Here is a 19949-nt window from a genome sequence, read left to right as displayed (position 1 = left end):
CGAAGCTCCTTGGGGTGGGTACGATAGCGGTCGTCCAGCGGCAAAGCGGCCAAGCGGTCAACCGAGCCGATGCCGAAGCGCTGTCGGGGAGGGGGATCGGGACAGCGCTTCGGCATCGCCCGTCTCCCCGGCTCGCGACCGAGGAGACGGGCCGGTTTAGATCAGACCGAAGAAGTCGTACAGTCCGGCGCCGATAACCCACATAGCGCAACGGAAAGCAATCGAACCGATAAGGGCGGCAATCAGCGCGACGGCTCCAAGCGCCACGGCGCTGCCCGGCTTCTTCCGGGCAAGGAAGCCGCACGCGATAGGCGCGACGCCTCCAAACGCTGCGGCGGCGATCGTCATCGGGGCGGCGTCTCCGGCGAATGCGCCTGCGACCGCGCCGTACGCCAAGACCGTGATCAGCGCCACGCAGCCGGCCGCCAGCGTCATCAGGCCGTAGAGGCTGCAAGCATTCTCGTCGGCCTTCTGCGCGGCGATGAGCACGAGGTAGGCGGCCGCGCCCGATGCCGCCGCCGTGCCCAGGTAGCCGAGCGGCAGCAGCTCGGTGTTCCAGGCGGCAATGGCGCTCATCAGGTAGCTTTGCCCCGCCATGAACGACATCAGCGCGCCGAGCGCCATGCCGACGACAGCCACTGCTTTGAGGGCTCCGCCGTCGATGCCGCGCCGGAGCATGACCAGAAACGCGATCATGACTATGGCCAGCAGACCCACCAGCAAGGCTTCGGTGAAGATGCCCGAAGTAGGATGCTGCAGCGCGCCCAGCATGCGGTCGGGATGGGACAGGTGCGTGACCGAAGCCAGGCCTCCTACGACGGTCAGCGCCAAGGCCGTCGCCGTGCCGGCGAACGCGCCCTTGTCAGTCTTGCGGACGAACACGTTCAGGCAGATGAAGAAGAACAGCCATCCGCCCATGCCCGTGAGGGCGGTGAAGAGCACGAGAGACCACTGGATGTCCATTACTTCACCTCCTCTTTCCATTCAGCGTACTTGGCTGACAGGATGTAGGCCGTCTGAGGGCCGTTGCCCACGTCCTTCAGGCGATGAACCGAGTCGGCGCCTGCGGCGGCAAGCGCTTTGGAGGCGTCCGAATTCGGATCGTCCAGATCGCCGTAGAAGCGAGCCGACGCACAGCACGCCGCCACGCACTTGGGCTCTTCGCCCACGCTGGTCAGTTGGCCGCAGAGCGTGCACTTCTCCACCACGTGTTCCGACGGGCTCCATGAACGCACGCCGTACGGGCAGGCCATCATGCAGTACTTGCAGCCGATGCACTTCTCCTTGTCGACCAGCACGACGTTGTTCTCATCGCGATAACTGGCGCCGGTGGGGCACACGTGCGTGCACGGCGAGTCGTCGCACTGCTGGCACATAACCGGCAAGAAGTACTGGTGCAGATGCGGGTAGTCTCCGAACGGGCCCACCTGCACCACTTTGTTCCAGAACGAGCCAAGCTCCACTTCGTTCTCGTTTTTGCAGGCGATCTCGCAGCCGTGGCAGCCGATGCAACGGTCGAGATCGACGACGATAGCGTAATGCGACATTATGCGGCACCTCCTCCGGTGTTCTCAGACGGTTGCGGCAACCAAGGCGCGAAGTCGGTCGGCTCGTGCCACACGCCTTCGGGGCGCGACGCCTTCTCGACCTTCACGTTGATGCCGCGCAGGGTATACGTGCCGAACTCGGGGTTGTAGTAGCCCGTGTTCTTGGTGAGCACGTTCATGTTGCACAGCGTCCAGCTCTTGCGCGGGTCCTGGCCCTCTTCCAAGAACTCGGGGTTCCAGAAGCGTTCCATGTAGGCGCTGCCTTTTGCGATGCCCTCGGTGACGTGGGCTACGCCGTAGATGCCGTCCTTGACCAGGCTCTGACCCTCGGCGGTCAGCTCTTGGCCGGTCTTGAGGTTCGAGAACACGTCCAAACCGTCGGTGCGGGGCGACTTCACGTTCACCCAGTCGCCGGTGGCAATGCCGTGCTCCTCGGCGTACTCGGGGCTGATCCACACCTCCGGCGCGGGGTAGATCTCGCGGATGTAGGGGTTGTTGCGCAGCGTGCCGTGGTGGAAGTAGGGGATGCGGCCCTCGGTGAGCACGAGCGGGTAGTCGTTGCCGTATTCCAGACGATCGTCCGGATCGTGGAAGTAGGGCATGGGCAGGTACTCTGCGGAGGCTGCCGGCATCTCGAAGCTTTCGGCGCCGTGGCGGCCGAGGTAGATCATCGTGTCGCCGTAGGGGCCGCACTTGAGCGGGTTGTCCTTGATGTCGCGGGCGGCGCAGCCCGCGAAGCCGATGTAGGAGGAGCCGTCGCTTGAGAGGCCACGGTAAGCCTGCTCGTAGGGGGCGTTCCAGTATTCCTCGGGCTCGACGGCGTTATACGGCGCCTTCGCAACCAGCTCGTCCCAGGTCATGTTCACGTTAGAGGCAACCCACTCGTAGTAGTCCTCCATGGAATCCCAGTACGCCGGGGCGGGGCCGCAGGCGTCCTGGTCGAAGGACTTCTGCATGCCCTCGTGGCCGCGCTCGGCAAGCGCTTTGGCCAGCATCGACCAAATGAACGTCTCGTCGATGCACTCGAACAGGTTCGTTACCGGCTGGCGCAGGAGCACCGCGTACAAACGACCCTGGATGAACGCGGTTTCCAGCCATTCGGCGGTCGGCAGCAAGAGATCGGCAGCCTCGGTGGAAAACGACGTGGGATACATGTACATGTGCACGATGAGGTCAAGCTTGGGGAACGCGTCAACCCACGACGCGGCGTTGCCGAGCATGGCCATCTTGTTGCCCGAGCGTTCGATCCAGATGTGCGGCTGATACGGCTCGCCGGTGAGGATGGCGTTCAAGATGGTGGGAATGTGGCTGTGCATCCAGCCGCCCAGACCCTTGTGCTCCACGTAGCCCAGGCGATTCTGGATGTTCTCCGGCGTCTGGAACTGGTAAGGCGAATCGCCAAAGAAGCCCGTGGGGAACACGGTGGACTCCGCCGAGCGCGGGAGGCTGTTGGCGGGGCTGCCGGGCTTGTCGATGTAGCCCATCATGCAGTCGAGCGCCGCCGCGTCGATGGCAGCCTGCGTTGACTGCGGGTATTGGTCGGTTGCCACGCCCAGGCTGATGCCGCCCGACTCGCACTCGGCGTAGAGCTTGATGGCCTCTTCCAAGTCGCTTGCATCAACCATGCACACTTCGGCCACGTGGTCGATCGTGAACTCGTCGGATTGCTCCTTGTAGGCCTCGAAGGCAGTCTTCGCCTTGATGGCGGTGCCGTCGGCCAAGGTGACATCGTAGGCGCCGAACAGCGCCGGGTTATAGGAAGCCTCGTTGTCCGGGCCCAGAGCGAACGCCTTGGTTACCTCGCCGGTTTTTTCATCGTAGTAGACATAGCCCTCGTTCTCGGCGGTGACGTCGGCAAACACCTTGCTGGCACGCAAGAGCGCGCCTGCCGGGTCGCTCGGGTCCACCAGGAAGGGCAGATTGGTCCACTTGGAGCAGAACTCCTCGTTGTAGAGCTTCTTGTCGATAATGTAGCGCGTCCAGCCCAGCATCATGGCAACGTCGGTGCCGGGGCGAACCGGCAACCACACGTCGGCGCGGGCAGCGTCGGGGGTGTAGCGCGGGTCGATGACCACCGTCTTGGTGCCCGCGGCGCGCAGCTCAACTACGGCACGACCGGCAGAAGAGGGTGCATGCTGAGCCGGGCCGGTGCCCCACATCACGTAGGTGTCGATGGACACGGTGGGGTTGTACAGCTCGGCGCAGCCGGAGTCGGCGATGGAGGTGTCACTTACGCCGTTGATCAGCGGCATGGTGTAGTTGCGCGGCAGGTAGCACTGCGCGCAACCCGGCTCGAACACGTTGCCCGCGCCCCAGAAGTTGCGGAAACGCGGCGGGCTGAAGAACTGCGGGTTGCCGCCGCCGCCCGTGGAGCAGAGGAGACCTTCGAGGCCGGTTTTGTCCTTCATGTCCATGAGCGCGTCGGCGATGGTGTCGATGGCTTCCTCCCAGCTGATGCGCTCCCACTGGTTGCCGCCACGTTCGCCCACGCGCTTCATGGGGTACTTGTTGCGGTTGGGGTGATACAGCGCCTGAATGCCCGAGAGGCCCTTGGGGCACACTCGGCCCTCGGACATGGGGTCGGCAGGGTCGCCTTCGAGCTTGATGACGCGGCCGTTCTGCACGTGCGCGATGATGCCGCAGTTCGAGATGCAGGCGCGGCACGACGTGTGCACGAGCTTGACCTCGTCAGCCGCGTACGCCTGGTCGCTTTCGACCAGATTGTTCACGGTGGCAACGCCAGACCCCAGTGCAGCAGCGCCGGCGGCTAAGGCCGATGCTTTCATGAAGCTGCGTCGGGTGAGGTTCGTTGGTGACATATTCCCTCCTTCTTTCTCTCTCTAACTCGTCTTTATGGGCTGGCGGAATAGCGCCAACCTGTCAGACCGATGCAAGGGCGCGCTTCCCCGCATCGGTAGTGACCCAAGATCCGTCCCACACCAAGCCGCCTGCTTCTTCCAGGCGGTCGATGAAGTAACAGGCGTGCAGCTTTTGGCCCGCGGTTCGCTGGCTGGGAGCCAGGGCGGGGTCGTCTGCGAGCAGTTGATTGATGTCGGCCAGCTTGCGCGGCGTGCGGCAGAAGTCCAGCAGGCGCACGAAGGTCGCGCGGCGCTCGGGCACCTTGTAGATGGCGGCGAGGGTGCGATGCTCGGGGGCCAGCAACTCGCATGCGGCGCATCCTGCCGGCGTGGTGAGAACGCGACGCTCGGCGACAAGATCGGCCAGCGCGTCGTCGTCGAGGCCTTCCGCACGCAGCTGTTCGCAGCGCGTCTCATCGAGGGCGAGGCCTTGCGCATCGTGGGCGATAACGGTGACTCCCCCGGCAGCCGCCAAGTTGCGAAGCAACGTGTACGGCGTTTGCAGCGCTTGCGCCGCTTCGGGCTGCCGCGCCAGAAATTCTTCGGCGGCATGCTCCGTGCGCTCGGTTTGGCAGTGGACAAGCGCCTTATACAAAAGCTCGCGATGGCGCGGGTGGTTGAACAAGCACTCCACCACCCGCGCAATGGACTCCTCAGATGGATTCGCCACGGCGCCCCCTCTCGTTCGATACCGTTCGATGGAGTCAGCCTACGGTTGGGCAAGGCGAAGGGCATCGTCATCCGCGTTCTAACTTGCAGCAGGGTTGCCGGGCGTCTAGTCAATCGTTGACTAGGCCGTGCGCAACGCGCGGTCAAGATAGAACGAAACGCGCGATGCCGGAGCGGTCCTTCGGTTTTTACACTGGGTTCATTCGTGCTTGCGAGAGAAAGACGGGGATCCGATGGGTGCATACAGGGAAACGCATGAGGACATGGCTCGGGAAGCGGAGACGCGTGCGTCGTTTTACCGAACGTTGGCTTCGCTCTATTTCAAGGAACTTGACCAGGCGGGCATTGATGCGCTCTCGAACGAGGACTTGACTGCGACGGGCGTGGATGACGAGTTGATGGAGGAGGGGTACGCCGACATGGCGGCCTATTTGAAGCATCGCGACGGCGGTACGCGGCAAGAGTTGGCAACCGATTTCGCGGGCGCCATTTTGGCGGCGGGGTCGTATGACGACCGCAGGGCGACGCCGTACGAGAGCGTATTCACGTCAGAGAGTGGTCTTTTGATGCAGGAGGCGCGCGACGACGTGTATCGCCGTTTTTGCGAGGCTCGCGTGGCGGTGGACGAGGGACTGCGCACCCCGGAAGATCACCTGAGTTTCGAGTTCGAGTTCATGGCTGCTCAGGCCGGCGAGCAGGCGCGGGCTTTGCATGCGGGCGATACTGCGGCTGCGGCATCTGCCCTTCGGACGCAGCGCGAGTTTCATCGCGACCATCTGCTGAACTGGATTGACGCGTACTGCGACTGTCTGCAAAGCTGCGCGCAAACGCGTTTCTATCGCGGAGTTGCCAAGCTCACGCGTGGGTTCGTGCACATGGACGAGGACATGATGGATGATGCGGCGGAGACGTTGTGCTAGGATAGCCGCAAATCGAGGGGCGAGCGCGGCGGCGCACGACGGAGGGGGACAGGTGTCGGAAACCAGGTGCGAGCGGGAGCTCGGGAAGAAGCCGTGGACGCAGATGCTGTTGCGGCTTGACGACGATATGCCGCTGCTCAAATACTTCGGATTTGCATGTTGGGTGGCCTGGTTCAGCGTGGCTTACTCCAGTTCCGTGTGGGTTGAAGGCGCGGAGGAGACGGCTCCGGTCGTGTCCGACATGTTCTTGTACTCCACTCTGAGCCATGCAACGGCGTTGCTGGCGTGCGCATGCTTTTCCCAGGCGGTGTCGAAGGTGGCCGATCGACCCTGGTTTTTGGCGAGCGCCGGCGCGCTGGCGGCGTTGGGCTGCGTGTGCGTGGTGCAGGCGGGCTCGCTGCTGGTGTCGTCGACCGCGCTGTTCGTTGCGGGAAGCTGTCTGACGGGCATCGGAACGGCGGCGCTCAGCATCAACGCGGGATTGCTGTTGTGCGCGGTTCGGCCCCGGCAGGCCTTGCGTGTCATTCTGTATTGCGAGCTGTTGGCTGCTTTGCTGCAGTTCATGGTGCTGGGGCTGCCGGATCCATTCGATTTGGCGCTGTTCGTGGCGCTGCCGCTGCTTTCTGCGGCGTGCTTCGTCGTAGGTTCGGCTCAGCGCGCGAAGCCGGTTGTGCAGGAGAGCCAGCGCTTGAAGCCCTCGAAGGCGTTCGGTCTGTTCTTGCTGGTGGTATGCGTTTTGAGCGCTGCGGCGAACTTCGGCAAGGGCATGCATCGGGCTGTCGTGTCGCCCGGGCAGTTGGCCGAGGACGGAAGCATCACCACGTTGCTCACGGTGGTGTGCTTGGTGGCGCTGCTGCTGTTCATCTCGCTGCGGCGACGTGAGCTCAACTTCGAGCATCTGCTCTATCCCATGGCGCTGGTTATTATTTTGTCGCTGTCCGTGACGTTTTTCTTTCCGGGCAGCGCCGTGGTGGGCGTGGTGCTGGTGGGCGTGGCATTTCAGCTGTTCGACGTGGTTACCTGGTACATGTTCTCCTACATTGTGTATCAGTCCAAGGCGAGTGCGGTGCAGGTGGTGGCGCTCGGTCGCGCCATTATCGCGTTGGGCGTGACGATGGGAGACGCGTTGGGTGCGCGGTGCGCCGGCATGGGGATTGAGGATGCGCCGTTGGCAACTGCAGTGTTCGTGCTGTTGTTCGCGGCGGTTATCGCGGTGTTTTTCGTTTTTCCCGAACGCCAGGTGGATAAGCTGTTGTTGCCTATTCCGGACGAGGATGATGAGGGCGTGGCGTCTGCTGATGCGTCGGAGGTCTCGGCGGTGGAGGGCGAGGACGCGACAGCCGCAGAGCATCGCGGGCGCTGGAAGCAGTTGTGCATGCAGCTGGGCGACGAGCGGCAGCTGACCGAGCGAGAAAAGGAAGTGCTGGTCATGTTGGCGCGCGGCTACGGGTCGCAGTCGATTTCCGATGCGCTGACCATCTCGTTGTACACTACCCGGGCCCACACGCGCAATATTTACGCCAAGCTCGACGTGCACTCGCGCCAGGAGCTGGCCGATTGCGTGCGCGCCTACGTGGAGGCGTTCGACAGGGACGTAGCGAGCGGGCGTGCGTGAGGCGAGGGCCTGCGAGCGTCGGCTTTTCCGCGACGAACGTCGTTCGGCGCACGTGCGCGACAGGCGCTCATCGGGGTGCTTTCGAAGGGTGCTATACTCGGCGATGTGCACGACATCAAGGCGGAGAAGGTCGTGCCCGGCGTCACCTTGTGCGCGTTCGAAACCTCGTACCATCCGTAGAAGTTCAAGTGGGGCGTCAGCTATACCGTGTACGACTTCAAGCGGGTGGGGCCCGATCGGGTGTGAGGAGGGCGCGGTTCGTCGCGCGCGTTCCTGCACGGGGGTGCGGGCCGCGGGGGCGCACGCCCCCGGTCTTCGTCCCCCGCATCCCGCGAGCGTCCCGCTCTTTCCCCGCGCGCATATTTTTCTCCATATTCCTTGGGGATTGCTCGCGTGGGCGGGGCTCCCGTGGCTATAATAGCGGGTAACACCTGAGTAACGGATGCACGGCGGAGCGATATGCGCTTCGCGGCACCCCGACACCGCACCGACCGCAGATGGAGGAGTCATGGCATACTATTTCGACGAGCCGTCCCGAACCTTTAACGAGTACCTGCTCGTTCCCGGCTATTCTTCGGCCCAGTGCATTCCCGCCGAAGTCAGCCTGAAGACGCCGCTCGTGAAGTTCAAGCGCGGCGAAGAGCCCGCCATCTCGTTGAACATCCCCATGGTGTCCGCCATCATGCAGGCTGTGTCCGACGACGGCATGGCCATCGCGCTTGCTACCGAAGGCGGCCTGTCGTTCGTGTACGGCTCCCAGACCATCGAGGACCAGGCCGCTATGGTCGCTCGCGTCAAGGACTACAAGGCCGGCTTCGTCACCAGCGACGCGAACCTCTCTCCCGAGATGACGCTGGCCGACGTGGTAGCCCTCAAGGAGGAGCACGGTCACTCCACCATGCCCGTCACCGCCGACGGTTCGGCGCACGGCAAGCTGGTGGGCGTGGTCACCGATCGCGACTACCGTTTGTCCCGTATGTCCATGGACGCGAAGGTGGCCGACTTCATGACCCCGCGCGAGAAGATGATCGTGGCTCCGGCCGACACCAGCCTCAAGGTTGCCAACGACATCATCTGGGACAACAAGCTGAACTCCCTGCCCGTGGTGGACGACGACGATTGCCTCATGTACCTGGTGTTCCGCAAGGACTACGACTCTCATAAGTCGAATCCCAACGAGATGTTGGACGCGCACAAGCGCTACATGGTGGGCGCGGGCATCAACACGCGCGACTACGCCGAGCGCGTGCCGGCGCTGGTGGAGGCCGGTGCCGACGTGCTGTGCATCGACAGCTCCGAGGGTTATTCCGACTGGCAGAAGTTCACCATCGAGTGGATCCGCGAGCACTATGGCGACGACGTGAAGGTGGGCGCGGGCAACGTGGTGGACGCCGAGGGCTTCCGCTTCCTGGCCGATGCGGGCGCCGACTTCATCAAGGTGGGCATCGGCGGCGGCTCCATCTGCATCACGCGTGAGCAGAAGGGCATCGGCCGCGGCCAGGCCACCGCTACCATCGAAGTGGCGAAGGCACGCGACGAGTACTTCGAGGAGACGGGCGTGTACATTCCCATCTGCTCCGACGGCGGCATCGTGTACGATCATCATCTGACGCTTGCTCTGGCCATGGGCTCCGACTTCGTCATGCTGGGCCGCTACTTCGCCCGTTTCGACGAGAGCCCCACGAACAAGGTGAACATCAACGGCTCCTACATGAAGGAGTACTGGGGCGAGGGTTCGGCTCGCGCGCGCAACTGGCAGCGCTACGACCTGGGCGGCGACAAGAAGGGCATGTCGTTCGAGGAGGGCGTCGACAGCTACGTGCCGTACGCCGGCTCGCTGAAGGACAACGTCGACCTCACGCTGTCGAAGGTGAAGTCCACGATGTGCAACTGCGGCGCGCTGACCATCCCCGAGCTGCAGGAGAAGGCGAAGCTGACCATCGTCTCGTCCACGTCCATCGTCGAGGGCGGCGCCCACGACGTGGTGCTGAAGGACAAGACCCCCTACGTGAGCAGCAGCATCCACTAAACCTGTCTGCTTGGAACACGCACTGGAAACGCCGCCCGGACGAACGGGCGGCGTTTTTTTTGCGTGCCGAGAGGGATGGGGGCTTCGAGGGTGCCCGAGCTCGTTGGGCCGTGAGGGGCGGGAGCGCACGCGAGTCGCGATGGGAGCGCGCCCAGCTGCGATGCTCCGGGGCTTCGAGGACGGGCGTGCGCACGGGCCGCGAGGGGGCGTAACAAGAGTTTCATGTGGAACACTTGTGCTAAAGGTGCGGCTCTACGGTGGGGTCGGCGCCGATGATGGCGTGCAGCTCGTCGATGTAGCGCAGCAGCAGGTCGCTCGGGCGGCGCTCGTTGTGCATGATGTAGCCCACCTGCATTGTCTCGTCCACGTCCAACGGGATGCTGGCGATGCCCGAGTGCATCTCGGCCGACAGCACGCCGGTGGACAGGGTGTATCCGTTGTAGCTGGTCAGCAGGTTGGTGAGCGTGCCGCGGTCGGAGATGCGGATGTTGCGCTTGTGCGGCAGGTGGCTGAGCGGCTCTTCGGAATAGTAGAACGAATTCGTAGTGCCCTGCTCGAACGAGTAGCGCGGGTAGTCGGCCAGGTCGTCGGGTCGCAGCAGCGTGGCGCCCGCCAGCGGGTGGTGCTCGCCCACGAACACGTGCACGCGCGCGTCGAACAGGGGAGCGTAGGCCACGTCGGCGTCGTCGAACGCCTTCTGCAGCACGCGCCGGTTGAAGTCGTCGGTGTACAGGATGCCCACTTCGCTGCGGAACGTGCGCACGTCGTCGATGATCTCGGCCGTGGTGCTTTCGCGCAGGATGAACTCGTACTCCTCGCCCTTGCAGCCTTCCACCACGTTCACGAACGCCTGCACGCTGAACGCGTAGTGCTGCGTGGACACGGCCAGCCGCAGGTGGGTGGAGCCTTTATCGGCGTAGCGCATCTCCAGCATGTCGGCCTGCTCGATCACCTGGCGCGCGTAGCCTAGAAGCTCGGTGCCGTCGTTCGTCAGCGTCACGCCGCGGTTGCTGCGCGTGAACACGGTGATGCCCAGCTCCTGCTCAAGCTCCTTGATGGCGGTCGAGAGGTTCGACTGCGACGCGTACAGGTTCTGCGCCGCCGCGTTGATGGAGCCGTACTCCGCGATGGCGATGAGGTAGCGCAGCTGCTGCAAGGTCATTGAAGATGCCTTCCGAGTTGGGACGTCAGGTGGTTCGATCTACGTTCTTTCTCTCATTGTACCCAGCTATCTGCTGAATCGATAGCAAACCATCAAAACATCGAATGACCCGAAAGGTTGTGTTTGAGCCGCGTTCGTGGTTTCATGCAATACGCTGCATTGCGCGCATATGTCCTGGTAGCGAACGAATGTTTCACGTGAAACATTCCGAAGCTCAACTCGGCGGGGCGAACGCGCTGGCAGCGACGAAACCGCATGACGAACAAGGAGTAACCATGGCGAAGGACATCCCCTACGATCAGAAGTACTATGATCCGGAGATCGAATGCATGCCGCGGCCGGAGCTTGAGGCGCTGCAGCTTGAGCGCCTGAAGGACATGGTGGCCTACGCATACGACAACACGGTGTACTACAAGCGCGCGTTCGACGAGGCCGGCGTGAAGCCGGGCGACATCGAATCGCTCGACGACATCGCGAAGTTCCCCTTCTGCGACAAGAAGACGGAACGCGAGACGCAGCATGTGGGCAGCTTCTTCGGTGAGATGTGCTCCGTGCCCGAGGAAGAGGTCATCTTCATGGCCACCTCGTCCGGCTCGACGGGCGTGCCCACGGTCAGCCCCTTCACGCAGGAGGACTTCGACCTATGGCAGGACACCGAGGCTCGTTTGTTCTGGCAGGCGGGCATGCGCCCGAACGACCGCTACGTGCACGGCCTGAACTTCGCCCTGTACGTGGGCGGCCCCGACGTCATCGGCGCGCAGCGCCTGGGCGCGCTGGCCATCTGGGTGGGTGCCGTGCCGTCCGACCGCCTGCTGTTCGTGCTCAAGCAGTACCAGCCCACCATCATCTGGACGTCGCCGTCCTACGCGTGGCACCTCGGCGAGATCGCCAAGGAGAAGGGCTTCGACCCCAAGGAAGACTTCAACATCCACACCATCATCGTGGCCGGCGAGGCGGGTGGCTCCATCAAGTCCACGCGCGAGGCCATCGAGAACCTCTGGGGCGCGAAGGTGGTCGACTTCTACGGCCTGTCCGATATCTACGGTGCCTGCGCCGCTGCGTGCGAGGCGCACGACGGCCTGCACATCGTGGAGGACCAGATCCTCGTGGAGACGGTGGATCCGACGACCGGCGAAGTGCTGGCTCCGGGTGAGACGGGCGAGCTGGTGTACACGACGCTGTGCAAGAAGGCTCGCCCGATGATCCGTTTCCGCACGGGCGACATCGGCTACGTGAGCACTGACACCTGCGAATGCGGCCGCACGCTGGCGCGCATTCACGTGACCGGCCGCAAGGACGAGATGTTCATCGTGGGCGCCGTCAACGTGTTCCCCAGCGACATCGAGTACGTGGTGCGCGGTCTGGACGGTCTCACGGGCGAGTACTCCATCCGTGTGTACGAGAAGAACTTCACCTGCAAGTACGAAGTGTCCGTGGAGCGCTCGCTGGGCAGCGATGAGCCGTACGACGAGGTGGCAAGCCGCACGGAAGCTGCGCTCAAGGCGCACACCGGCGTGCGTCCTGCCAAGGTTATTGTGTATGATGCAGGCAAGCTGGGCACGTCGTCCGAACACAAGGCCTCCAGGTTCATTGATGAACGTGGCTGCGTTACGCGATAACCCCCCGTCATCCTGAGCGGAGCGCCGTAGGCGCGGAGTCGAAGGATCTTGCTGAAAGGAACCACTTATGACTGTTGAAACCACCTTCGCCGTTTCCGGGCAGCACTACCTGTTCAACGTGCAGACGTTCGCCCACACCGTGCTAGCGCTGGGCGGCGACGCGTACGCCTACGCGCTGCGCGACCGCACTACGCAGGGCGTCATCGACGACGTCGCCGGCGGGAAGAGCGACTTGGGCGTGCTGTTTCAGACTTCGGCCACGGCTGACGAGGTGAACGCTGCACTGGATGCCGCGGGTCTCGAATTCGTCGAGCTCATCCAGTCGGCGCCGCGCGTGGCGCTGCCGAAGAGCCACCCGATGGTGAACGCCTCCAGTCTCTCGCTGGAGGATATGGAGGATTTCCCGTACCTGTATTTCGAGCAGGACGAGGATTCGCCGGTCGCGTTCGCCGAGGAAGCGCTGGCCAGCGTGCCGCGCGCCAAGAGCATCGCCTGCACCGACCGCGCGTCGCTGTCCGAGCTGATCGTGGCGCTGAACGGCTACACCGTGACCAGCGGCATCCTCGTGGGCATCTCCGACGGCGCGGGCCTGAACACCGTGCCGCTGGACACCGACGTGAAGCTGCACCTGGGCTACGTGGTGCGCAAGGGCGAAGCGCTCAGCGACATCGGCCAGCGCTTCGTCGACACCCTCAAGAAGAACCTCGAGAAGTACGCGCGGTTCTAGGGTTTCGGGGGCCTGCCGGCCGCCTAAACAAGCCGACGCTGCGGGCCGCTCTGGCACCCCATCTTCGCGCGATCCCGCAAGCTCGCGTACCGAAGCATCCCCTGCGGGGACTTCCTGCGGGGCGCGTGTCGTCTGCGATCCGCAGGTCGAGCAACAGCGAACGGATGTTTCACGTGAAACATCCGCGGGTTGCGCTCTCGTTCGCGGCGCGTGAACCCTCTTGCCTGCGCTTGTCCTAAAAGGGGACAGCCCCTTTTAGGACAAGCGCGCGTCGCATCTCGGCGTTTGCTATTGCCGCTTCGCGTCCAGAAGGAGCAGGTCGACTGCTTTGTTCCACACGGCGACAGCGTCGACGTCCGCATTCTGCGCCACGAGCGTGCTGAAACCCGAAGTGATGACGTACAGGTATTGCGCCGCGTTCTCGACATCGAAGCGCGGGGGGAGCGCTCCGATGTCCGCGCCGTGCTTCAAAACGGCGGCGAACGCTTCGATCGTGGTCTTCGTGAGCCGTTGCTGATGCTGGGCTACGGCGGGTATTCTCGTCGCCTGCATGTCGATTTCCGCGAGAACGCGTCGGCGCTCTTCGTCCCCGTGGTAGCTTGCGAGGATCGATCGGCCCATCGCATGCAGATACGAATAGTACTCTCCCCGGTCGTCGATCGAGGCGAATTCCGTATCGTCCGGATCGAGCACCGGATACAGGCTTTTCACCATGTCCAAGAACAGCTCTTCTTTCGATGCGAAATAGTAGTACAACGCCGGTTTGGAGACGCCGACGGCGGCACATACCTGGTTCATGGATGCCTTGTCGTAGCCTTTTTCGGCTACCAAGGCGTACATGGCGCTCACTATCTTGTCTCGAGTGCTAGGTTCGCTCACAGCTCAAGCCTTTCTTCAAAAGGGGCTGGTACAACAATAGCATATACGTGAGCAGGACGGATATAGTTGCTCGCCTGCTCGCCCGGCTGCCGCGCATCTCCTGTTTTTCATGTTGACGAAGGGATCTTCAGTTGCTATAGTACTACTTACTTACCGGTAGGTAAACACTATGCGAAGTGTTGGAAGAGGACGAACTCGTTCGCTTCCCATGGCACGGAGGAGGAACCCGTGTTGGAAAACTATCGGCATCCAGGGGAATTCGAACCCCAATCAGACGTTTTCATGGAATGGATTCCCGACGCGTATCAGATGAAGGGCTACGACAACAGCCGGTCGTGCGCCGAGATCGTCAAAGCGCTGCAGGAGTTCGGGGGCGTGACGCTCCATATCAACTGCGGTGCGGAAGGCGTTCTCGAACGTGCCAAGTCGAGCTTGGCGGAGAAGGGGGTCGATACGGCCGACATCCGCTTCGTGCAATTCGCCGATCCGAACTTCTATGTGCGGGACAACGGCCCGACGGTTATGGTGGACGATCGAGGCGGCAGAATCCTGATCAACCCGAATTGGAGCTACTACGGCACGCTGCCGCCCGACGACCCGTACTGCGTGCAGTCGCGCATCGCCGCCGTGCAGATGGGGGTGTCCTTGGGCATCTTCGACGTGGTGAATTCCGATGTGGTGTCCGAAGGAGGGGATCGGGAGTTCAACGGTCAGGGCGTCATGATGTGCATCGAGGACACGGAAGTGCGCAAACGTAATCCGGGTCTTACGAAAGAGCAGGTAGAAGCCGAATTCAAGAGACTCTACAACGTGGAGAAGATCATCTGGATCCCACAGCCTTTGCTAGAAGACGACGATTTCAGGATGGGGCCGTTGGAATACCGCGACGGCGTGCCGTACCTCGGCTCCAGCTTCGCGGCCCATATCGACGAGCTGTGCCGCTTCGTGGATGCGAACACCGTCGTGCTTGCCGAGGTGACCGACGATGAGGCGGCGGAAAGCGCGATCGGCGCAGAGAACAAACGACGCATCGAAGCCGCCTACGATGTGCTCTCGAAGGCGACGGACGTCCATGGCAACCCGTTCGCCATCAAGCGCATGCCCGTGCCTATCTCCATCGATTACGTCTTGACCGAGGACGACGAGAACTACGGGCTGTACGAGGGGCCCGTGATGGAGATGGGCGGCGCCTTCGCCGACGGCACGCCGTGGCCCGGCGGCCCCATCCATCTCATAGCCTCGACGGGGTACTGCAATTTCCTCATCTGCAACGGCGTGGTCATCGGCCAGCGCTACTGGCATGAGGGGATGGATCCGGCAATCAAGGGGAAGGACGAAGCCGCCCAAGCGGTTCTCGAGGAGTGCTTCCCGGATCGCACGGTGGTGATGGTGGACAGCTTGGCGCTGAACATGACCGGCGGCGGCGTGCATTGCTGGACGAAGAACGTTGCGGCGTCCGAGCCGCGATGAGACGGGCGCGAACCCGTATGACAAGGCAAGCCGCGCGGGTGTTCTTGGCAGAAGCCGCGCGACCTGCACGTAAAGCAAACCTATAGTATCAGAAAGGCTCGAAACTATGAACAGCAACCTTGTTGGACGCGATATCCTGAACCTACGCGATCTTACGCCCGATCAGTTCCGCTATCTGATCAATTTGTCATGGGAGCTGAAGGCCCAGAAGAAGTCGGGCGTCGACCAGCGTCATTTCTGCGGCAAGAACGTCGTCGCGAACTTCATGTGGAGTTCCACCCGCACGCGATGCGCCTTCGAGACGTCGTGCAACGATCTGGGCATGGGCTTCACGTACCTCACCAACTCCCATATGGGCTACGATGAGAGCATGAAGGACGCGATCCGCGTGCTGTCCGGCATGTACGATCTGCTGGTCATCCGAGCTCAGCTGCGCGAGGAGTTCCTGTACGAAATCGCCGATTATTGCGATATTCCCGTCATCAACGCCCTGACGCTCGACGACCATCCGACGCAGATGCTGGCCGACGCCCTTACGATGGAAGAGCAGTGGGGCGGTTTGGGCTCGAGCCGCCATAAGACGATGGCCTACGTGGGCAATTGCTCCGGCATGCCGTATTTCTACGGCCGCCTGTGCGCCATCCTGGGCATGAACCTGCGCGTGATCGGACCTGAGAACCCGCGTTACCGCCTTCGCCAGCCTTGGGTCGACGAGATCGCCGAGCTTTACAAGCGTTGGAGCCCTGATTGCGAGTTCACGGTGACGACCGACGCGTCCGCTGTCGAGGGCGTCGACGTCATCACCACGGAAGTTTGGCGCTATCGCAGCCCTGATGTAAGCGATCAGGTTCTCGATCCGGAGGCGTACGATTCTTGGATGGGCGACGTGAACGATCTGCTTCCGTACCGCGTTTCAAGCGAATTGTGCGAGCGCACGGGGAACAGGGACGTGTTCTGCATGCACGAGCTTCCTTCCGTGCACAACGCGGAGCACGAGATAGGCCGAAAATTGCTCGCCCAGGCGCCGAACGATTTTGAGCGCACGGTCATCGAGGAGGGGCTCGAGATCACCGACGAGTGCTTCGAAAAGAACGCCTCGGTGATCTTCCGCGAGGCGGAAAACCGTCAGCATACCATCAAGGCGATCATGGCCGCTGTGCTGGGATTGTAAAAGCGCATGCCGAAGCCGTTTTGCGCGCCGTGTCCCTGTGCGGTCCCAAGCAAGGGCCGGCGCGCAGAACAGCGGTTTCGACGCTATCGTTTGAAGGGAAACGATACTTATGGAAAGCTCGCATGCTCTGAAGAACTCAGGAAAGTTCGCTTGGATCTTGGTGCTCGGCCTTGGACTCATGTCGGCGGGCACAACCGGTTCCTATAGCGTCGTCGCAGGCTGTTTCATGACGCCGGTCTGCGAGGATCTGGGAATCGACTACAACATGTTCTCCTACTATTTCACGGCAACGCTGGTGGGGGTCGCCGTCGGCATGATGTGCGTCGGCAAGATCTTGCCGAAAGTGGTCGGTCGGTGGACCCATGTCGCGGTGGCAGCGGTTCTACTGGCGGCTGGCGCGGCCATGGCGTTTTACTCGAATGTCTGGCTGTTCCTGCTTTCGGGGCTCATCATCGGATTCGGCATGTCCTTCACCACGGGGCTTTGCATGTCAGCCGTCATCGATCAATGGTTCAGGAAGAAGGCGGGCCTCGCCATCGGCTTGGCTTGGACGGTCAACTCGGTGTACATGGTCGTCATGAGCCCGGTCATCACCGCCGTCATCGAATCTGTGGGTTGGAGGAACGGGTACCTGGTGCTCGCTGCCGTCTCGGCCCTCGTAGTCATACCGTCTATCGTGTTCATCATCCGGTTCAAGCCCGCGGATAAAGGCATGCTTCCCTACGGTTACAGCGAAGCCGAATCGATCGGTCAAGATGCAGGGGTGGAAATCGCGGCCACGCGAGGCGTGCCGTTCAAGGTTGCGGTGAAGTCGCCCGCGTTCATCGCCTGCGTCTTGTTCCTCTGCCTCGTGCAGATCACCGTGTGCATGAACCAGCTTTTCCCAACATATGCAGTGGAGGTCGGCCTTGGCGCGATGACGGGCGGAATCATGGTTTCAGCTGCGTCCATGTTCGATATCTTCCTCAACCCTGCCGTAGGGTCCTCATGCGACAAGCTCGGCTCGTTCATAGCCCTGGTGCTGTGGGTAGTCGTGAGCATCCTGTCGTTCGTGATGCTCATATTCGCAGCTGGCCAACCGTGGCTCGCCATTCTGGGAGCAGGCGTGAACGACGTTATGTACGTGGTGGCCGGAGCTGGCCTTACGTGCCTGCTCATGAGCGTGTTCGGCTCTCGCGATTACGGTCGGATCTTCGGTATCGTCTGCGGCGTGGCTTATATCGCCGGGGCGTTCGGCATGCCCATCATGACCGCTGTCTACTCGGCAACTGGAACGTTCAATGCGGTGTTCGGGCTGTGCATCGTCATGAATGTCGCCATAATCGGATTGATCTTGGTCATCAAGGCTACCAGCAAGAAGCTGCAGTGGGTCGAGGGAGAGGACGAAACGCCTGTCGCTCTGCATTGAGCGCTAACCTGGGGCGGTGCGCCTTCGAATTAGAGGTGCACCGCTCTGCGCGCTACTCTTGTGCAAGTCCTCCGTCGTCCATAAAGACATCCGCACATTCCTGCTTGAAACCGACAGGCTACTGAAGTAACGGGTCGTCGTCCTCGTCGAGCGCGCGATGCCTGCCGGCCAAGTCGAGGGCGTCGTCGCTGATGGGCGGCGCGCCGTGAGCGCCCCACTTCGCGCGCACCTGCTCGCGGCGGGCGCGCTCGGCACGCGCCTCGCTGGGACGCATTGGCCGGGGCATCTCGGCCGTTGCCGTCTTTTCGTGCGACAGCGCCATGCGGATGCGCATGTATTCCCAGATCAGCAGCACGAGCAGGATGCACATCACGATGAGGTAGCCGATCACGGCACCGGGCAGCCCGGTGAAGTTCACTAGCAGGATGGGCACGAACAACGCGAATCCGAACGTGATCACGTACAGCTTCGTGACGGAGCGCTGCTGGCGCAGCACGGTGATCACTTGGTACAGGAAGTCGATCGCCGCCGTCACGCCGCCCGCTGCCAGCATGATGTAGCATAGCCCGCGGAATTGCTCGAAGTCCACGCCGTACAAGAAGCTCATCACGGGAATGCCGATCCATGCCATGGCAAGCGCCGTGACGCCGGTGACCGCGACGATGACCGCCATGATCACGACGATGATCAGGTCGAACCGCTTGCGCTTCGCAGGGTCGGCCCACACGTTCGCCATCTTCACGAGCAGCGGCTTGTAGATGAACCCGACGGTCAGCAGGATGCCCTGCGCGGGGAAGTACAGCGCGTTGAAGTACAGCTGGTTGTCGTAGCTCAGTACGCCTTCCATTACGAACTTCGGCATGTTGTCGATGAATGCGTACAAGAACAGCGCGATGAACAGGGGGAAGCACTGTTTGAACAACTCGACGATGCTGCCGACGTTCCAACGTTTCGACCTTGGCGTCTCGAACATGGCCAGCGGGAACGTGAGCACGATGAAGGTGGCGAACGCCGCGACGGCCATGACCACGCACGACACGGCCAGGTTGCGGGTGATCAGCAGGCACAGCGAGAACGCCACGAGCACCACGACGGAGCGGAACGCCTGCGACACGCCCGACAGATACAGCTTGTCCACCTGTTGCAGCCGCCCCTCGTACACGTCGGCCAGGCCGTCTACCATCTTGTAGAGGTACACGCCCAGGCTGATGGTGAACATCTGGCTCTCGTAGCCGCGCACCGTGCAGTACACCACGCCGACGCGCACCATGAACGCGCAGGTAATCCACCGGTTGATCTGATAATCCGAGAACGAATGCTCCTCGGTCACGTCGGACACCTGGTAGGTGCGCACGCCGTAGTTGGCCAGGATCATGAGCAGCGTGCCGGTGACGAACGCGAGCGAGAACATGCCCGCCTGCTCCACGCCCACGAGCTGCGTGACCACGACGGTGAGAATGGGGAACACCATGCCCCATGCGCCCACGCCCACCGTATTCCACACGTAGTCGCGCGTGGTGCGGTGCGCGGCGTACTCTTCCTCCTGGTCGGCAAGCGAGCGCTCGGATACCGCGCCCAGCAAGCGGTTGCACCAGCGGTTGACGCCTTTCGTGATGAAGTTGGGCTTACGCCGCTTGCTGGTTGCCTGGCGCTCACGCGAAGAAGCGCCGAGGAACGGCGTCGTGTCAGATGGCGCGGGCGTTTCATCGATCACGGTGTCGTCGTGCAAGGGCTCCGTCGGTTGTTTTGCGTGCGAACCGTGTTTGGTGTCGTTGCGCGTAATGCGATCCATGATGTCGCGTCAGGCTCCTTCGCTGCGTCGCATGCCCATTCTCTCTCAAGGAGCATTATAAGTTCGCATGTGGGCGCTACGCC

At 62.4% G+C, this 19949-nt stretch carries 15 protein-coding genes; 8 read left to right on the top strand and 7 right to left on the bottom strand.

What is annotated here, in order from left to right; genetic code table 11:
• Positions 1–156: 156 nt before the first annotated feature.
• The 4 genes from GT613_RS09105 to GT613_RS09090 all read right to left on the bottom strand — a co-directional run bounded on the left by GT613_RS09105 (position 157) and on the right by GT613_RS09090 (position 5075).
• Positions 157–963 (bottom strand): DmsC/YnfH family molybdoenzyme membrane anchor subunit, encoded by an 807-nt coding sequence (locus GT613_RS09105; RefSeq protein WP_021409746.1) that lies wholly within the window; start codon positions 961–963, stop codon positions 157–159.
• Positions 963–1547, bottom strand: a complete 585-nt coding sequence (locus GT613_RS09100) for a 4Fe-4S dicluster domain-containing protein (RefSeq protein ID WP_021409734.1) — start codon at positions 1545–1547, stop codon at positions 963–965. The genes GT613_RS09105 and GT613_RS09100 overlap by 1 nt, the downstream gene beginning before the upstream one ends.
• Complete coding sequence (locus tag GT613_RS09095) at positions 1547–4366, bottom strand: molybdopterin-dependent oxidoreductase (RefSeq protein WP_114513315.1); 2820 nt, start codon at positions 4364–4366, stop codon at positions 1547–1549. Before GT613_RS09095 ends, GT613_RS09100 begins: the two co-directional genes overlap by 1 nt.
• A gap of 61 nt (positions 4367–4427) precedes the next feature.
• The gene (locus GT613_RS09090) at positions 4428–5075 is read right to left on the bottom strand and encodes a hypothetical protein (protein WP_057384975.1); all 648 of its coding nucleotides are present in this window, start codon (positions 5073–5075) and stop codon (positions 4428–4430) included.
• Between the two features lie 262 nt (positions 5076–5337).
• Here GT613_RS09090 and GT613_RS09085 point away from each other — a divergent pair, with 262 nt between their 5' ends.
• The 3 genes from GT613_RS09085 to GT613_RS09075 all read left to right on the top strand — a co-directional run bounded on the left by GT613_RS09085 (position 5338) and on the right by GT613_RS09075 (position 9638).
• Entirely contained in the window at positions 5338–5994 is a 657-nt protein-coding gene (locus GT613_RS09085; RefSeq protein WP_035584839.1) for a molecular chaperone, read from the top strand.
• A gap of 52 nt (positions 5995–6046) precedes the next feature.
• Entirely contained in the window at positions 6047–7609 is a 1563-nt protein-coding gene (locus GT613_RS15770; RefSeq protein WP_161172595.1) for a LuxR family transcriptional regulator, read from the top strand.
• 508 nt (positions 7610–8117) lie between these two features.
• Positions 8118–9638 carry an IMP dehydrogenase gene (locus GT613_RS09075; protein ID WP_009306016.1) on the top strand — a complete coding sequence of 507 codons (1521 nt, stop codon included), beginning with the start codon at positions 8118–8120 and terminating at the stop codon, positions 9636–9638.
• A 238-nt stretch (positions 9639–9876) separates the two neighbouring features.
• Here the strand turns inward: GT613_RS09075 and GT613_RS09070 are convergent, their stop codons facing one another.
• Positions 9877–10800, bottom strand: a complete 924-nt coding sequence (locus GT613_RS09070; RefSeq protein ID WP_009608146.1) for a LysR family transcriptional regulator — start codon at positions 10798–10800, stop codon at positions 9877–9879.
• Between the two features lie 275 nt (positions 10801–11075).
• Here GT613_RS09070 and GT613_RS09065 point away from each other — a divergent pair, with 275 nt between their 5' ends.
• Positions 11076–12419 (top strand): phenylacetate--CoA ligase family protein, encoded by a 1344-nt coding sequence (locus GT613_RS09065; protein ID WP_009306018.1) that lies wholly within the window; start codon positions 11076–11078, stop codon positions 12417–12419.
• A 67-nt stretch (positions 12420–12486) separates the two neighbouring features.
• On the top strand, positions 12487–13146 hold the full coding sequence (locus GT613_RS09060) for a LysR family transcriptional regulator substrate-binding protein (RefSeq protein ID WP_009608016.1): 660 nt from the start codon (positions 12487–12489) through the stop codon (positions 13144–13146).
• A 288-nt stretch (positions 13147–13434) separates the two neighbouring features.
• Here GT613_RS09060 and GT613_RS09055 read toward each other — a convergent pair whose 3' ends face one another.
• Positions 13435–14025, bottom strand: coding sequence for a TetR/AcrR family transcriptional regulator (locus GT613_RS09055; RefSeq protein ID WP_009306020.1), 591 nt, complete (start codon positions 14023–14025; stop codon positions 13435–13437).
• A 228-nt stretch (positions 14026–14253) separates the two neighbouring features.
• Between GT613_RS09055 and GT613_RS09050 the strand changes: the two genes are divergently transcribed.
• The 3 genes from GT613_RS09050 to GT613_RS09040 all read left to right on the top strand — a co-directional run bounded on the left by GT613_RS09050 (position 14254) and on the right by GT613_RS09040 (position 18074).
• The gene (locus tag GT613_RS09050; protein ID WP_009306021.1) at positions 14254–15495 is read left to right on the top strand and encodes an agmatine/peptidylarginine deiminase; all 1242 of its coding nucleotides are present in this window, start codon (positions 14254–14256) and stop codon (positions 15493–15495) included.
• Between the two features lie 106 nt (positions 15496–15601).
• Positions 15602–16666 carry an ornithine carbamoyltransferase gene (locus GT613_RS09045; RefSeq protein WP_009306022.1) on the top strand — a complete coding sequence of 355 codons (1065 nt, stop codon included), beginning with the start codon at positions 15602–15604 and terminating at the stop codon, positions 16664–16666.
• A 226-nt stretch (positions 16667–16892) separates the two neighbouring features.
• Positions 16893–18074, top strand: a complete 1182-nt coding sequence (locus GT613_RS09040; protein ID WP_226844269.1) for an MFS transporter — start codon at positions 16893–16895, stop codon at positions 18072–18074.
• Between the two features lie 118 nt (positions 18075–18192).
• Here the strand turns inward: GT613_RS09040 and GT613_RS09035 are convergent, their stop codons facing one another.
• Positions 18193–19866: a lipopolysaccharide biosynthesis protein gene (locus GT613_RS09035; protein ID WP_240132879.1), complete on the bottom strand. Its 1674-nt coding sequence runs from the start codon at positions 19864–19866 to the stop codon at positions 18193–18195.
• Between the last annotated feature and the right edge of the window lie 83 nt (positions 19867–19949).

The sequence above is a fragment of the Eggerthella sp. BIOML-A4 genome (assembly GCF_009875575.1).
Classification (GTDB): Bacteria; Actinomycetota; Coriobacteriia; order Coriobacteriales; family Eggerthellaceae; genus Eggerthella; species Eggerthella lenta.
This window is presented reverse-complemented; position numbering and strand designations above follow the sequence as displayed.

Bases quoted from the DNA above. Each gene is read 5' to 3' on its own strand.
- GT613_RS09105 (WP_021409746.1), bottom strand. From the start codon at position 963: ATGGACATCCAGTGGTCTCTCGTGCTCTTCACCGCCCTCACGGGCATG.
- GT613_RS09100 (WP_021409734.1), bottom strand. From the start codon at position 1,547: ATGTCGCATTACGCTATCGTCGTCGATCTCGACCGTTGCATCGGCTGC.
- GT613_RS09095 (WP_114513315.1), bottom strand. From the start codon at position 4,366: ATGTCACCAACGAACCTCACCCGACGCAGCTTCATGAAAGCATCGGCC.
- GT613_RS09085 (WP_035584839.1), top strand. From the start codon at position 5,338: ATGGCTCGGGAAGCGGAGACGCGTGCGTCGTTTTACCGAACGTTGGCT.
- GT613_RS09075 (WP_009306016.1), top strand. From the start codon at position 8,118: ATGGCATACTATTTCGACGAGCCGTCCCGAACCTTTAACGAGTACCTG.
- GT613_RS09070 (WP_009608146.1), bottom strand. From the start codon at position 10,800: ATGACCTTGCAGCAGCTGCGCTACCTCATCGCCATCGCGGAGTACGGC.
- GT613_RS09065 (WP_009306018.1), top strand. From the start codon at position 11,076: ATGGCGAAGGACATCCCCTACGATCAGAAGTACTATGATCCGGAGATC.
- GT613_RS09060 (WP_009608016.1), top strand. From the start codon at position 12,487: ATGACTGTTGAAACCACCTTCGCCGTTTCCGGGCAGCACTACCTGTTC.
- GT613_RS09045 (WP_009306022.1), top strand. From the start codon at position 15,602: ATGAACAGCAACCTTGTTGGACGCGATATCCTGAACCTACGCGATCTT.
- GT613_RS09040 (WP_226844269.1), top strand. From the start codon at position 16,893: ATGACGCCGGTCTGCGAGGATCTGGGAATCGACTACAACATGTTCTCC.
- GT613_RS09035 (WP_240132879.1), bottom strand. From the start codon at position 19,866: ATGGATCGCATTACGCGCAACGACACCAAACACGGTTCGCACGCAAAA.